This window comes from Vibrio sp. ZOR0018 (assembly GCF_963865925.1).
GTDB classification, from domain to species: domain Bacteria; phylum Pseudomonadota; class Gammaproteobacteria; order Enterobacterales; family Vibrionaceae; genus Vibrio; species Vibrio anguillarum.
In genome coordinates this window covers 27,500-42,110 of sequence record NZ_CAWMCN010000011.1, presented here as the reverse complement: position 1 = coordinate 42,110, position 14,611 = coordinate 27,500, and the positions used below count along the sequence as shown (strand labels likewise).

The window sequence follows — 14,611 nt, the reverse complement described above, 5'->3', positions numbered from 1 at the left end:
CTTGTGTTAAAGCGATTGATGTTAGGATGCCTACTTGTCATCGCAAGTAGTGTACAGCTCGCCAACGCCGCATTGGAGCTTGTGATCACCGACGGCATTAATTCAGCAAGGCCGATTGCTATCGTACCGTTTAAGTGGGAAGGCAAAACCAAATTACCGCAGGATGTCTCTGCGGTGATCGCGTCAGATTTGCAACGTAGTGGTAAATTCAGCCCGATTGCGACCAGCAAAATGCCACAAACGCCTTACAATGAAACCGATGTGAAGTTTGATGCTTGGACCAGTATTGGTGTTGATGCTTTGCTCACAGGTAGCATTACGCAAAATGCAGAAGGTAACTATGTCATCAACTACCAACTGGTAGATGTAGTGCGTGGTCAACTGACACAAGGCCAAAGCAAAGCATTAAGTAACGATGGACAGTTGGTGATTTCTAAAGATCATGTTTTATTCAATAAAGTTGCCACCGTACCAGCAAACCGAATGCGTGAGTATGCGCATCGAATTTCAGATTTGGTCTATCAAGAACTCACGGGTGATAAGGGTGCGTTTCTCACTCGTATTGCCTACGTGGTGGTCAACGACGATGAACAATATCCTTACCAGCTAAGGGTTGCTGACTATGACGGTTACAATGAACGTTTAGTACTTCGTTCAAAACAGCCTTTGATGTCACCGACTTGGTCACCTGATGGTAAGCAACTGGCGTATGTGAGCTTCCAAAACGGCCAAGCGGAAATATTCATCATGAATATTTATACTGGTGAAAGAGAGAAAGTGACCTCGTACCCACGCCATAATGGGGCACCGAGGTTCTCGCCAGATGGGAAAACCCTTGCTTTGGTGTTGTCTAAAACGGGCAGCTTACAGGTTTATACTCTGGACTTGGCAACCAAGAAGCTGAAACAAATAACGAGTGGCAGATCAAATAATACAGAACCGTTCTGGCATCCTGATGGTAAATCGCTAATATTTACTTCGGATCGGGGTGGTAAACCACAGATATATCAAGTAAATTTATCAGACGGTTCTACCAATCGTCTGACATGGCAAGGCAGCCAGAATTTAGGTGGACAAATAACGCCTGATGGTCGATTCCTTGTCATGGTCAACCGAAGTAATTCGGGTTTTAATCTGGCGAAACAAGATTTGGAAACGGGTTCAGTGCAAATTCTAACAAAGACTTTGCTCGATGAGTCTCCAAGTATTGCACCCAATGGTGGTATGGTCATATACAGTTCTATTTATAACAAAGCGAATGTACTTTCGATGGTGTCTATAGATGGGCGTTTCAAAGCTAGATTACCGGCAACAAATGGTCGCGTTAGGGCTCCTGCGTGGTCTCCGTTTTTATAGCAAGTAAGTATCAAAAAGTAAGGAAAAAAAATGCAACTTAATAAAGTTCTTAAAGGGCTACTGATTGCGCTACCAGTACTTGCAGTAACTGCATGTAGTTCAAGCGATGAAGCGACAAACGCTTCTGGTACTCAAACTAACCAGTCTACTTCAGGTTCAGCAAACAGCGTTGATACAACTGTAGTTTCTCCAATTGATGCGAATGGCCAACTCTCTGAACAAGAGCTAAAGGAACAAGCTCTTCGTGAAACTCAAACCATTTATTTCGCATTTGATAACGCGACAATTGCTGGTGATTACGAAGATATGCTTGCTGCACACGCAGCTTACCTAAGCAAAAATTCAGCAATGAAAGTTACCATCGAAGGCCATGCTGACGAACGTGGTACGCCTGAATATAACATCGCGCTAGGTGAGCGTCGTGCACAAGCTGTAGCGAAATATCTACAAGCGCTAGGTGTACAAGCTGACCAAATCTCGATCGTTAGCTATGGCGAAGAGAAGCCACTTCTTCTTGGTCAATCTGAAGAAGTGTATGCGAAGAACCGCCGCGCGGTTCTCGTATACTAATCGAGGAATCGCCTCATGTTCAGTAACTTAAAGCGAATTGTAACGCTTACGTTACTGGCAAGTGCAGCGGGTCAAGTACTCGCTGCACCAGCTCCAGTATCCGATCTTAGCAATAGCTCTTCAGCAAGCACATCTCGTGCTCAACAATCATCATCTGAATCTAATGTACAACGTCTTGAACGTCTGCTTGAAAACCGTAATAGCGTTCAACTCAAAATGCAGCAGCAGCTCGATGATATGGCACTTGAAATCAGCGAATTACGTGGCCAGTTAGAGCGTAATAGCTACGATATGCAGCAAATGTTGCAGCGTCAGCGTGAACTCTTTATCGAGTTAGATCGCGTACGTGGCGAAATGAAGAATACAACCACAAGTTCGTCACAGCCGACAACGGACACTGATATTGCAGGAACGTTTAGCAGCAATGTTGATGAACAAACTGCCTATCAGAATGCGGTTGATTTGATCCTGAAGAAAAGGGATTACAGTGGTGCTATTGCAGCGTTTCAACAGTTTCAAAAAGATTATCCAGATTCTAATTTTGCGTCTAATGCCCATTATTGGTTAGGGCAGCTCTATTTTGCGAAAAAGCAGGATAAAGAAGCGACGCAAAGTTTTGCCGCCGTGCTCACTTACAGTGACTCCAATAAACGTGCTGATGCGCTGGTTAAGTTAGGTGATATTGCCAAGCGCAATAATAATACTGCGCAAGCAAATAAGTATTATCAGCAAGTTGTGGATGAATACCCTACAAGTGCGTCTGCCAAGGTTGCTAAAGAGAATTTGAATTGATAACAATTTGAGTTAATAAAAAGAGGCCTTGTGGCCTCTTTTTTCAACGACACTATTTTATGAATCGCTTTTGATCCTTCGCTAGGTGCGGTGTACAATGCTCGGATTCTTGGAAGTTGCGTAGAGCAAGAGCAATGAGCCACATATTAGATACGATTGAAACTATTTATCCATTTCCGCCAAAGCCCATTCCACTGACGGTTGAGCAAAAACAAGCCTATACAGCAAGTATCAAACAACTCTTAAAAGAAAAAGATGCTGTATTAATTGCGCATTACTATACCGATCCTGAAATTCAAGCTCTCGCTGAAGAAACCGGCGGTTTTGTCGGTGATTCATTAGAGATGGCCAAGTTTGGTAATCGCCATCCTGCCAGTACATTGATCATCGCTGGTGTGCGATTTATGGGCGAATCAGCAAAAATCTTAACCCCTGAAAAACGCATTTTAATGCCAGCCTTAAAAGCAGAATGCTCCTTGGATCTGGGGTGTCCTGCCGATAAATTCACAGAATTTTGTGATGCACACCCAGATCATACCGTTGTTGTGTATGCAAACACATCGGCTGCGGTCAAAGCTCGTGCCGATTGGGTGGTTACATCGAGCATTGCACTTGATATTGTTGAGCACTTAGATGCGGAAGATAAACCCATAATTTGGGGGCCAGATCGCCATTTAGGCTCATACATCGAGAAAAAAACGGGCGCAAAGATGTTGCTCTGGCAAGGTGAATGCGTAGTACACGACGAGTTCTCTGCCGATGCATTGCGTAAGATGAAAGCACTGTATCCTGATGCAGCCATCCTTGTGCATCCAGAATCACCAGCCAGTGTGGTAGAACTTGCGGATGCTGTAGGCTCTACAAGCCAGTTGATTAAGGCAGCAAAATCCTTACCTCAACAGAAAATGATTGTGGCAACCGATAAAGGCATCTTTTTTAAGATGCAGCAGTTAGTCCCTGAGAAAGAATTGATTGAAGCACCGACGGCAGGGGCAGGGGCAACATGCCGAAGCTGCGCGCATTGTCCTTGGATGGCGATGAATGGTCTTCGAGCGATTGAGTCAGCTCTTATGGAAGGCGGTAAAGATCACGAAATTTTCGTCGATGAAGCCGTGAGAGTGAAATCACTCATCCCATTAAACCGTATGTTGGATTTTGCTGAACAGTTAAATTTGCAAGTCAAAGGGAATGCCTAATTCCTTTCGGCGGTAGTGGATGAAAAAAGGCTCTTATTCAGAGCCTTTTTATCGCAAGCAAATTGATTTGAAATTAACGTTATTCGAAAATAAAACTATTCAAAAACAAAGTTATTGCTCTAGTGCCAATTGAGCGCCGCGCTGCGTTAAGCCACACAACATCACCGGTATGGCCTGATAGATTTCTTCAAACTGGTCGAGTCCTTGCATACCTTGTTGGGAAAGTGTTGCTAAGGACGTCTCCGGATCATAAAGCATACTCAGCGAAAGGAGCACGCCCCCAAGTAGCGCATTATCTTGGCTATCTTCAGGCATTAACGTTTCCCAATCATCACGCGTAAGTTGCCAACCTTGAAGAAAACCTTCACAAAAATCACGGACATGTTCAGTCACTATTTCTTGTTCATCGAGTGAGCAACCTGCAGGCCAGCTCCATTGATTTTCGAGCAAAGCAGGGCGATAGTCATTCCACATTTCAACGATCAGTTGGAAATAGGTTTCTAGCTGTTTGCCTTCGCTAAATGGCGCGATCTCTTCTCCCCCCCATAGAAAAGGGAGCCATTCCTCTGGCGGGAGCAAGTTAGGCGCTGACGCCATGGATGCGACAAAACCTTGAGTTTTGGCCTCATTAAGCAATTTATCTTCTAGTTCGGGTTGGGTAAGGAGTTCTTGTAAATTCACAGCAGATCCCATCAGTTGCCGAGTGTATTTGCAGCCATTTTAACGTTAAAGCGATACAATGTGCGAACTTTGCTGATAATTTGTTGGCTTTAGTGATGTTTTACAACAATCAACATATTGCTCGCTAAGATTATTCACTATAATTTGCACAAAAGAAAAAATTGAAAGGATTTATGAGAGCACCTATTTCATTGAAGAAGAAGAGCATTATCGCCCTTTCTTTTTATCTCTGCTTTTTTATTGCGATCACAGGTACCGTCACTTATTGGATTGTCGAAGCGCCACTACGAGCTGAATTAAAACAGAATTTAGATCTTCGTGCAGAAGTGTTATCAGCCCAAATTCGCGAACCTCTCAACCGTTCTATTGGTGTGCTCCAAAGCATTGTCAGCCTTGGGCAAGCTGCAACTAACCAAGCTGAGCAAGACAGAATGCTCTCTTCGCTGTTCACTATACTTGATGATGTTGTCGTCAGTGGTGGGCTATGGCCGAAACCCTACAGTATTAATGCATCGCAGCGATACAGTAGCCTGTTTTATAATCGGGCCGCTGACGGTCAAGTCGACAAATTGCATTCTTGGAACAATCAAGAAGCGTATGGTTACGATAACGAAGAGTGGTACAACGCAGCAAAAGAAAAGCCTGTCGGTAGTGTGGTATGGTCAGAAGTCTATGTCGATGCCTATACGCACGTTCAGATGATCACGGCTTCATCGCCCTATTACGTTAACGGTGAATTTTCTGGAGTAGCAACAGTCGATCTGTCATTGGCGGGGTTAGCCACATTTATTGCCAGTCAAGCGGAGCTTTATAACCTTGGCGTATCCTTAAGTGATTCGGGGGGCTCCCTGATCACTGAACATAATTTTATAATACGTGAAGAAGCTAACGTAAGTCATTTCGGTTTTGGTGATTTTGAATGGCGAGTTGATGTTATTAATGCCCATCGGTTAGTGAATGACGAAGTGTTTGATCTGGTGATGAATGTCGAACGGAGTATCATTCCAATCCTTTTAGTTTGCGTTATGATCGGTTATTACTTGATCAATCAATATGTGATCAAACCGATTACCATCATAGCCAAAAAAGTGAGTGATTCTAAACAAGGCGGTATTATCGATATGCCGTATCGAAGCCAAGATGAGATCCGCCAGCTTATCGATTCATTTAACCAAAAAACCGTTTATCTTGAAGCGGAAAAAGTGAAAGCTCAAGCTTCCACTCAAGCCAAAAGTGCCTTCTTAGCAACTCTGTCACACGAAATCAGAACTCCAATGAATGGTGTTTTAGGAACCGCGCAAATCTTATTGAAAACAGAGCTTTCCCCAGAACAGAGGCAACACCTTAATAGTCTGTATGAGTCTGGCGAGCACATGATGGTGCTGCTTAACGAAATTCTCGATTTCTCCAAGATTGAACAAGGGCGATTAGAACTTGATAACACCCGTTTCCCCTTGGATTCACTGATTGGTAGCATTAACAGTGTTTACCATACCTTATGCAATGAAAAAGGACTGCAGTTTAGGATTTACAGCGATATTGTTCACGATCGCTGGTATTACTCAGATAAAGCACGATTGAGACAGATTCTGTTTAATTTACTGAATAATGCGGTTAAGTTTACCTCTCACGGCTTTGTCGAAGTGACTCTAAAAGAGCAGCAGATGGAAGATAAACGGTATCTTTCTATTCGGATACGGGATTCGGGGATAGGTATAGCAAAAGAGGCTCAGGAAAAAATATTCCGCCCATTTGAACAAGCTGAATCATCGACGACAAGGCGTTTTGGTGGAACGGGGTTGGGCTTAGCGATTGTAAAACAAATTGTAGAGCTAATGGATGGGACAGTCACGGTAACCAGTGAGTTAGGAATTGGTACCAGTTTTCACGTTATGCTAGCGATAGAAATAACGACGCCCGGGACCATTGAAGTCAAGCCACGTCGCAAGCTTAATTACCAAGGACTGAAAGCTCTCATTGTGGAAGATAACCGGACCAACTCTATCATCATCGAAACCTTTATGAAGAATAAAGGGTTTACATGCGATTGTGTTGAGAATGGTGAATTGGCAATTCAAGCGGTTGTTGGCGGGAATTATGACCTGATATTGATGGATAACCATATGCCCGTAATGGATGGCGTAGAAGCGGTGTCTGCGATTCGGATCTTAGTTGGGGAGCAACGTAATGTGCTCATTTTTGGTTGTACTGCTGATGTTTTCAAAGAAACTCGTGAGCGAATGTTGTCGGCCGGTGCTGATTATATTGTCACCAAACCCATTGATGACAATGAATTAGATGATGCTCTTTTCCAATTTGTCGAAAAACTGTATCAATATCATCCAGAGTCCTCTATGCCGCTAAAGATAGGCTCAGCAGAGGAATCATTGGTGACGTTTTATATGGCCGTGGAAGATCAAAACATAGAACTTGCATTAGCCATGATTCAACGTTTGATACAACAGTTGCCGGAGATTGAAAATACTCATATTCATCAAGTGTTAATCGATACCCAAACAAGCTTAGAAAAACACCAGTTACCTACACAGCAGCAAGTCGATTTGCTAACGGTATTGCTTTCCGATTTTTGTAATTAAATAACCATTTTAAGATTTAGTAAGAATGCGTTGTAACAGGAATTTAAAGAATAGCGTTAGATTCTAGTTTCTGATTCAAAATTGGTTATAAATTTACCTAAGTTAATTAAAATTGGTCACTAAATCTACAAAATATGTGTTCTAATTCCCTCATTATCTAGCTTGTTGTTATTTTCTAGGTATCTGTATTGCTGATTGGCATATTTAATAGTTATATCTATTGTGTAGAGGGAAGTAATGAAAGCTCGTGGCCCATTTTGTATTCGTCATGCTGCGGCGGACACATTTGCAATGGTTGTTTTTTGTTTTATATCAGGCATGATCATTGAAATTTTCATCTCTGGAATGACCTTCGAACAGTCGCTAGCATCACGTACACTGTCTATCCCAGTTAATATCGCAATAGCATGGCCTTATGGCTTATTTCGTGACTTTATTCTGCACCAGGGACGTCAATGGTCTGAGACTGGCTTAATGAAGAATGTCTCGGATTTGGTTGCTTACGTTCTATTTCAATCTCCTGTCTATGCCGCCATTCTATGGGCTGTAGGCGCATCTACAGAGCAGATCATAACCGCAGTATCAAGCAATGCCATTGTGTCGTGTGGAATGGGCGTTCTCTATGGCTATTTTTTAGATATGTGCCGCCGTTGGTTCCGTGTCCCTGGCTATCATCGTAGCGCCTAATCGTGACACTCACTGAAGAAAAGCTTGTATTGAATTTCATCAAATAAGTCAATAAGTAGTCAAACGAACCAAAGTGGTGGGCTTTTTTATTATTTTGGCTTGACCTAATCTTATAGAATCATTAAATTAGCGCCTCGTTAGCCAAATGCGCTAACCACAATATAATTTGGTGAGTTGTCCGAGTGGCTTAAGGAGCACGCCTGGAAAGTGTGTATACGGCAACGTATCGAGAGTTCGAATCTCTTGCTCACCGCCATATTCTAAACCGTAGACGATCGTCTACGGCTTTTTCTGCGTAAAATACCATGTCAACTCAAGCTTAACTCACTGTTTAATCTAAAAAATCTCAATGCATCCCCTGCTAAAAGTTATTAAATAGCCATTCACTCAAAAATAATTCCAATTCAGAGCTAAACTGTCATATATAAAACTAATTTCAATTATTGGCTATGGTTACGAAAAAGCACAAAGCTCAGACCTTTCATAAAGTTGCAGTGGCTATTGTTGTATTGGTAGTCACTATTGCTATTTTTAATAGGCAACTTGGTCATTTTTATGATGCTAGCCGTGTTGAAGAGCGTAAAGAAGTAAGAATAGCGGTTTCGCAAACGCCACTCTCTTCCTCCTTTATTATTGCCGAAAGTTTGGGTTTTTTTGAACAACAAGGGGTGAATGTCGAACTAGTGCCCTGTTCTGGAGGTGTGGCCTGTTCTCAAGCTTTGTTTAGTGGGAATGTAGACTATGCGACTGCCTCTGAGTCGGTGGTTATGTTTAAGCTTTTCCAGCGTAATGATTTTGCACTATTAACCAGTTTTGTTGAGTCAGATAACGATTTAAAGCTGCTCACGTTAGAGCGATTAGGCATTGTTAACCTGAGTGACTTGGAAGGTAAAAAAGTAGGCATCGTTAAGGCGAGTGCCAGTGAGTTTTACTTTGATTCATTGTTGATTGCCAGTGACCTGAAAGAGATGGCTGTTGAAAAAGTCTATTTACCACCAGAAGCGCTAAATGACTCATTATTCTCCTCACAAGTTGATGCTATTTCTGTTTGGGAACCTTACGGTTATAAAACTGAAACCTCTGCACCATCCGATGTATTGAACCTTGGGCTATCTGGTATTTATCATTTGTCGTTTAATTTACTTTCGATGAAAGCAACCGTCGAAGAGGCGCATGACGAGATAGTGGCAATATTACGCGCATTAAAAGAGGCTAATGAATGGATTAACCTCAATCCTGAACAATCGAGAGAGGTGATTGCACAGGCCTTAAATATTCCGTTACCCCAACTCGAGTGGTCTTGGAATGATTATGTATTTCGTTTGTCGTTAGGTAATGCACTTTTATCTAACTTACAGCTTCAAGCAAGATGGGCGATTGAGGCTGGTATGGTTACGGGCGACAAGCCGGATTTTCGGACAGTGCTTGCTTCCAAGCCGATCGAGGAAGTGCTACGTACTAAGGTATCGATAAAATGATCAGTTCGATTGTACGTAAATTGACATTATTGTTCGCATCCACGGCATTTCTAATCCTTTTGATCACTTTTTCTCTGTGGGGCTTACTTAAAGAACAAGAGCAAACAAAAAAAGATCTAGAAGATATTATGCAGATCCAATTGAGTGTGGATTTGTTGCGTAGCCAACTTTGGATTTTCCTGCAGTATTCTGATGTATCAAGTTTGGACCAGGTTGATATTGCTCAGCAAAGCCTCTCCAAGAGACTGCTTAATCATAAGATGATGGGCAAACATATTGAAAACTTACAACGCATGAATTCTAGCCTTTCTGTCTTACTGAAACAAGAAAAAAAGCTTACTAATCAATACCATGAAGAAAAAATTAACTCTTTAATTAGTGCGAAAGGGCTGCTACATTCACGTTACAATATGCTCGTGCAAAATATGACTGAAGAGTTGTTTTACTTACAAAAATCAGTCTTAGCAAAAAGCATTGAGAGTCAACAAATGACCTTGATGTTGAGTGCACTGAAAATATTATTTTTTTCAATCTTAGTGAGTGGCATTGCGTGGTTGATTTTGAAACGTTTCAAAAGAGGGTTTGCGTCAATTAAACAAGGTATCCTAGCTTTGACGTATGGTGACCTTGAAAGCAAGATTGAACCAGTTAATCTGGATATTGAATTTGTAGCTTTGGCTGACTTTTTTAACCATATGAAGGTCTCACTAAAAACGACAACCGTGACAAAAGATGAATTGCAATTAGAGGTTGAGCGACAAACCTCAGAGTTAAAAATCCAAAAAGATCAGCTTCAGTTTCTATCTGAACATGATTCGTTGACGGGGTTACTTAATCGGCGAGCGTTTGAAAAGTTGTTGGATAACGCCATCGTAAAAGCCAACAGGACTAAGGTGAAGTTAGCGCTGCTCTTCATTGATTTGGACAATTTCAAAACTATCAACGACACTCAAGGCCACTGCGCGGGAGATGAAATTTTAAAGCAAATCGCGATTCGCTTAGAGGCCAGTATCCGCCAATCTGATTTTGCGGCAAGGCTTGGAGGCGATGAATTTGTAGTGTGCCTCGATCTGATTGATGAGTACGACTTTGTCGCAGAGAAAGTCAAACAAATCATCAAATGCTTAGGGCTGCCCATTGAGTTTGAAGGGCAAAGCCTAACCGTTGGTGTTAGTGTCGGTATCAGCTATTTCCCCTTACAAACCAATAGTATGCACCATTTAATGGCCTTGGCTGATGAGGCGATGTATCAAGCGAAAGAGGTGGTGGGTAACACTTATTGTCAAAACATTGATCCCCTAAGGGGAGTTTTTACAGTGGAAGACGTGGTGAGTTAACACCATTTTTCTGTATAGGGAGTGGCCGTGTCGAGCTTGATGCATGAGTAGATAGTCGCAATCCCTGAATAATACCGTTTATCAATTGAACCTGACTCAGTTTCCTTTTACCCTGTTCTCTCCCCCTTATTCATCGCTAGGAGCATTGTCATGCAGCTTCGTGATCCTCAACTTTTTAAACAACAATGTTATCTCAATGGTCAATGGGTTTGTGCATCCAACTCGCTCACCTCAACCGTTTACAACCCTTATGACGGCACTCTGATTGGAACGGTTCCGCAGCTAGATAGTGCGCAAGTTCAACAAGCGATTGAGGGTGCAGAGTTTGCGCAGAAACTGTGGAAAAAACAGCCAGCGGCGGACAAAGCGAGAGTGCTTAGAGCTTGGTATGAATTGATTGTTGAACACAGCGATGATCTGGCACTGATTTTAACCAACGAGCAAGGCAAACCTTTAGCGGAAGCGAAAGGCGAGATCAGCTATGCTGCCAGCTTTGTCGAATGGTATGCCGAAGAGGCAAAACGAGCTTATGGTGAGCTTGTCCCGAGTCATAAAGCGGATGCAAGAATACTGGTATCGAAAGAACCTATTGGTGTGGTTGCTGCGATCACGCCTTGGAATTTCCCTGCGGCTATGGTGACTCGTAAATGTGCTCCAGCGATTGCGGCTGGGTGCGCAGTGGTACTCAAACCAGCACCAGATACGCCTTTTACTGCTCTTGCTTTGGCGGAATTGGCGCATCGTGCTGGGCTTCCCGCTGGCTTATTGCAAGTGGTGACCGGAGAGGCAATCGCAATCGGGCAGCAATTAACCAGCAGCAAAGTGGTACGCAAACTCTCATTTACTGGCTCAACAGGAGTGGGGAAAATATTAATGGCACAGTGCGCGCACAACATCAAAAAGTTGTCGCTCGAGCTGGGTGGTAATGCCCCTTTTATTGTGTTTGATGATGCCGACATTAATGCCGCCGTAGAGGGGGTGATGGTGGCGAAGTTTCGTAACGCTGGTCAAACTTGTGTCTGTGCCAATCGAATCTATGTGCAAGAGGGCGTGTACGATAAATTTGTTAAAAAATTGGTTGATAAAGTCAGCAAGCTGATTGTGGGAAATGGGTTGGAATCAGGCGTAACAATGGGGCCTTTAATCAATGATGCGGCGGTGGCTAAAGTCAAATTACATATTGCGGATGCCACCGCGCAGGGCGCTTTAGTGCAATATGGCACTCTGCCTCAAACCGGTAGCCGTTTGTTTGAGCCTCACGTATTAACTGAGATGACAGAAGAGATGTTGGTGGCTCAAGAAGAAACCTTTGGCCCACTTGCACCTTTGTTCCGTTTCTCTCACGAAGAGGAAGTAATTGAGCGTGCAAACCACACGGATTCTGGATTAGCTGCATACTGCTATACACAGTCACTGGCTCGGGCTTGGCGCTTGAGTGAGGCACTGGAAGTCGGCATTGTTGGTATTAACGAAGGTTTGATATCAACTACAGTCGCACCGTTTGGCGGCATCAAAGAGTCAGGTCTTGGCCGCGAGGGAGCAAAGCAGGGGCTAGACGAATATTTGGAAGTGAAATACACCCTAATGGGAGGCTTAAACTAACCTTCCTCTCACTATTTTTGTTGAGTCAGTAACCCCCATCTTAAGGGGCCATTGGTTTCAAAATCATTGGCCTCCTGGCAGATCATATACAGCTCACCGACTTGAATCACTGCACCGATAGAATAAGCTTGGTCCTTATAATAGCAAACACGTTGCAAAGCTTTACCTTCTGTAGCCACCACAACCGGTAGCGAAGCGGTAGTGATTACTTTCGTGTAGCCAAAGCTAGGAGCAATCAATAATAACCAAACACAGTACTTCAGCATGGTGTATCTCCTATTTATAGTGAGGTAGTTAATCAAATTGCCGCTGATAGCGGGGCAGCATACTTTCATTGCCCAGTAACCCACCTTGATGAATATAAATCACCGTTTTTTCTGGATGAGCTTCCATCCAAGGTAACAAACATTGCCACATCATAGGGTCATACAACAGGTCAAATTCCACATGAGTCTGCTCAAGTAGATTTTGCCACATCCGATAATCGGCTTCGTACAATCGTCCAAAGTGATGCTTTTTCTCTGTAGATATAATCGTAGGGTACTGGCGCTCTTCAAGCTCGTCAAATTGTTGGATGAGGTAGTCATTTCCCCCTACACAAGCACAGGTCAGAACCTCAATGCCGTGCGGTTTTAGATATTTTTGCAGGTAGATCGCAGTGGTTCCTGTCCCGGAGGGCAACGCAACGACGAATTGCGTTTTTGTCTCCATCCTCATCCAGTTGAGAATTTCTAGAGCCAACTGCTTAATGCCCGTTTCGGCCACCTTTGAGCGACCGCCTTCCGGTACGACTAAGCATGAAGCATCAGGCTGACGGATCGTATCAATATACTGCTCGGGGGCCATTATATTGATGGGGTTAACTTCGATGATGTGCGCTCCTAAATCCAGTGCACCACGATAGTTGCCAATCGGCCTTTGTTGTAACCACGTTGGAATGTGGTCTACATAAAACTCAAATTTCCACCCTTTAATGCGCGCAAGAGCCGCAAGAGAATAGAGAGCATTCGACTGCGCCGAACCATAGCTGATTAAAGTGCTGATGCCGGGGAGATCGCTATCCAATAACGCCATAAACTTACGCGCTTTATTTCCTGAAAAATGGCTGTGAAGTTGATCATCACGTTTTAAATAGAAGCGGTTATTGGCAAAAGTATGTTGTGTTATGGGGGTGTCAGACAGTTTCATGATGATTTTCGAGCAGAAAAGGGCCGTAGTATATACTGACCTGAGTAAAAATTGCAGTGTTGGCCGATTTTATCGCTCGTCAGTTACTGCTTTGCCTCTCATGCGGCAAAAAAAAGCCCAGAGCAAAAGGCGCTGGGCGGATACAAATAAACATAGGAGTTAATAAGAAAAAGCAGCATATCGGTAGTTACAGTAAGAAGAAAAATTTGACGGCCTGTAAAATTCTTAATGCTCTGCTAACTACACTTATTGAGACTGAGCATTTCACAATCAGTTCCATCTTAAAGCCATTTTTTTCAATTTATTTTTAAAATATTTATCTTTCATTAGCTTACTTGTATTTTACTCTTCAGCTCCGATCATTTCGTAAAAATGTGATGTTAATTGCTTGTTAATCAATTGTGTCGATAGTATATTTCAAACACCTGTTTGATACGAGTGATTGAAATGGCACCAAGAAGTAGTACCAAAGAAAAAATCCTAGATGTTGCAGAGGGATTGTTTGCTGAACATGGCTTCAACGATACATCGTTACGAGCTATCACCAGCAAAGCTGGAGTAAATCTAGCCTCGGTTAACTACCATTTTGGTGATAAGAAAACGTTAGTGCGTGCAGTGTTGAATCGTTATTTAGAAGCATTTATGCCGGCCGTTCAACAAGCGCTGCAGGAGTTAAACTCCCAAGATGAATATCAAATGTCGGAAGTGTTTGAGTCATTGCGTACACCATTACGTGCGTTGAATGATGTTAGGCCCAATGGTACCAGCCGTTTTATGTTGTTGATTGGTCGCGGCTATACCGATGTGCAAGGTCATTTGCGTTGGTTTATCACCACACGCTACAGCGATGTATTGTCACTGTTTACTCAGTCAGTGATGAAGGCGAACCCAAAACTGACGCCTGAAACTCTATTCTGGCGTTTGCACTTCACGTTAGGCACGTGTGTTTTTACCATGGCGTCGAGCCAAGCATTGGCTGAGATTGCCGAAAGTGATTTTGGCAACCAAGTGGATGCCAAAGCCGTCGTCGACTTACTTATTCCTTATTTAGCCGCCGGCGTTGCGGCTGATTAACCCAATTAAATCTATTATAAGAAGTAACAATCCAAGCGAACAAAAGGATCTGA

At 43.0% G+C, this 14,611-nt stretch carries 13 protein-coding genes and 1 tRNA gene; 11 read left to right on the top strand and 3 right to left on the bottom strand.

What is annotated here, in order from left to right:
- Window positions 1-18 precede the first annotated feature (18 nt).
- The 4 genes from tolB (at window position 19) to nadA (ending at window position 3,914) form a co-directional block, all read left to right on the top strand.
- A complete protein-coding gene (gene tolB, locus AACR75_RS00400; protein ID WP_156117091.1) occupies window positions 19-1,356 on the top strand; it encodes a Tol-Pal system beta propeller repeat protein TolB in 1,338 nt (445 codons plus the stop codon).
- A 30-nt stretch (window positions 1,357-1,386) separates the two neighbouring features.
- Window positions 1,387-1,926 carry a peptidoglycan-associated lipoprotein Pal gene (gene pal / locus AACR75_RS00395; protein ID WP_013856577.1) on the top strand — a complete coding sequence of 180 codons (540 nt, stop codon included), beginning with the start codon at window positions 1,387-1,389 and terminating at the stop codon, window positions 1,924-1,926.
- A gap of 15 nt (window positions 1,927-1,941) precedes the next feature.
- Complete coding sequence (gene ybgF, locus AACR75_RS00390; protein WP_017048054.1) at window positions 1,942-2,718, top strand: tol-pal system protein YbgF; 777 nt, start codon at window positions 1,942-1,944, stop codon at window positions 2,716-2,718.
- Between the two features lie 134 nt (window positions 2,719-2,852).
- The gene (gene nadA, locus AACR75_RS00385; protein WP_047688303.1) at window positions 2,853-3,914 is read left to right on the top strand and encodes a quinolinate synthase NadA; all 1,062 of its coding nucleotides are present in this window, start codon (window positions 2,853-2,855) and stop codon (window positions 3,912-3,914) included.
- Between the two features lie 111 nt (window positions 3,915-4,025).
- Here the strand turns inward: nadA and AACR75_RS00380 are convergent, their stop codons facing one another.
- Window positions 4,026-4,607 carry a UPF0149 family protein gene (locus tag AACR75_RS00380; RefSeq protein ID WP_013856580.1) on the bottom strand — a complete coding sequence of 194 codons (582 nt, stop codon included), beginning with the start codon at window positions 4,605-4,607 and terminating at the stop codon, window positions 4,026-4,028.
- Between the two features lie 161 nt (window positions 4,608-4,768).
- Between AACR75_RS00380 and AACR75_RS00375 the strand changes: the two genes are divergently transcribed.
- From AACR75_RS00375 to AACR75_RS00350, 6 genes are all read left to right on the top strand, one after another.
- Complete coding sequence (locus AACR75_RS00375; protein ID WP_052190320.1) at window positions 4,769-7,192, top strand: hybrid sensor histidine kinase/response regulator; 2,424 nt, start codon at window positions 4,769-4,771, stop codon at window positions 7,190-7,192.
- Window positions 7,193-7,429: 237 nt separating this feature from the next.
- Window positions 7,430-7,879 (top strand): L-alanine exporter AlaE, encoded by a 450-nt coding sequence (locus AACR75_RS00370; protein WP_047688301.1) that lies wholly within the window; start codon window positions 7,430-7,432, stop codon window positions 7,877-7,879.
- 168 nt (window positions 7,880-8,047) lie between these two features.
- A tRNA-Ser gene (locus tag AACR75_RS00365) sits at window positions 8,048-8,135 on the top strand.
- A 187-nt stretch (window positions 8,136-8,322) separates the two neighbouring features.
- Window positions 8,323-9,357 (top strand): ABC transporter substrate-binding protein, encoded by a 1,035-nt coding sequence (locus AACR75_RS00360; protein WP_047688299.1) that lies wholly within the window; start codon window positions 8,323-8,325, stop codon window positions 9,355-9,357.
- Window positions 9,354-10,694: a diguanylate cyclase domain-containing protein gene (locus AACR75_RS00355; protein WP_017050369.1), complete on the top strand. Its 1,341-nt coding sequence runs from the start codon at window positions 9,354-9,356 to the stop codon at window positions 10,692-10,694. Before AACR75_RS00360 ends, AACR75_RS00355 begins: the two co-directional genes overlap by 4 nt.
- A gap of 150 nt (window positions 10,695-10,844) precedes the next feature.
- Window positions 10,845-12,296: an NAD-dependent succinate-semialdehyde dehydrogenase gene (locus AACR75_RS00350; RefSeq protein WP_047688297.1), complete on the top strand. Its 1,452-nt coding sequence runs from the start codon at window positions 10,845-10,847 to the stop codon at window positions 12,294-12,296.
- Window positions 12,297-12,307: 11 nt separating this feature from the next.
- Here the strand turns inward: AACR75_RS00350 and AACR75_RS00345 are convergent, their stop codons facing one another.
- On the bottom strand, window positions 12,308-12,562 hold the full coding sequence (locus tag AACR75_RS00345) for a DUF1496 domain-containing protein (protein ID WP_047688295.1): 255 nt from the start codon (window positions 12,560-12,562) through the stop codon (window positions 12,308-12,310).
- A 28-nt stretch (window positions 12,563-12,590) separates the two neighbouring features.
- The gene (locus AACR75_RS00340; RefSeq protein WP_047688293.1) at window positions 12,591-13,484 is read right to left on the bottom strand and encodes a pyridoxal-phosphate dependent enzyme; all 894 of its coding nucleotides are present in this window, start codon (window positions 13,482-13,484) and stop codon (window positions 12,591-12,593) included.
- 447 nt (window positions 13,485-13,931) lie between these two features.
- On the opposite strand from AACR75_RS00340, the gene AACR75_RS00335 reads away from it, so the two are divergent.
- On the top strand, window positions 13,932-14,558 hold the full coding sequence (locus AACR75_RS00335; RefSeq protein WP_010319039.1) for a TetR/AcrR family transcriptional regulator: 627 nt from the start codon (window positions 13,932-13,934) through the stop codon (window positions 14,556-14,558).
- Window positions 14,559-14,611 lie beyond the last annotated feature (53 nt).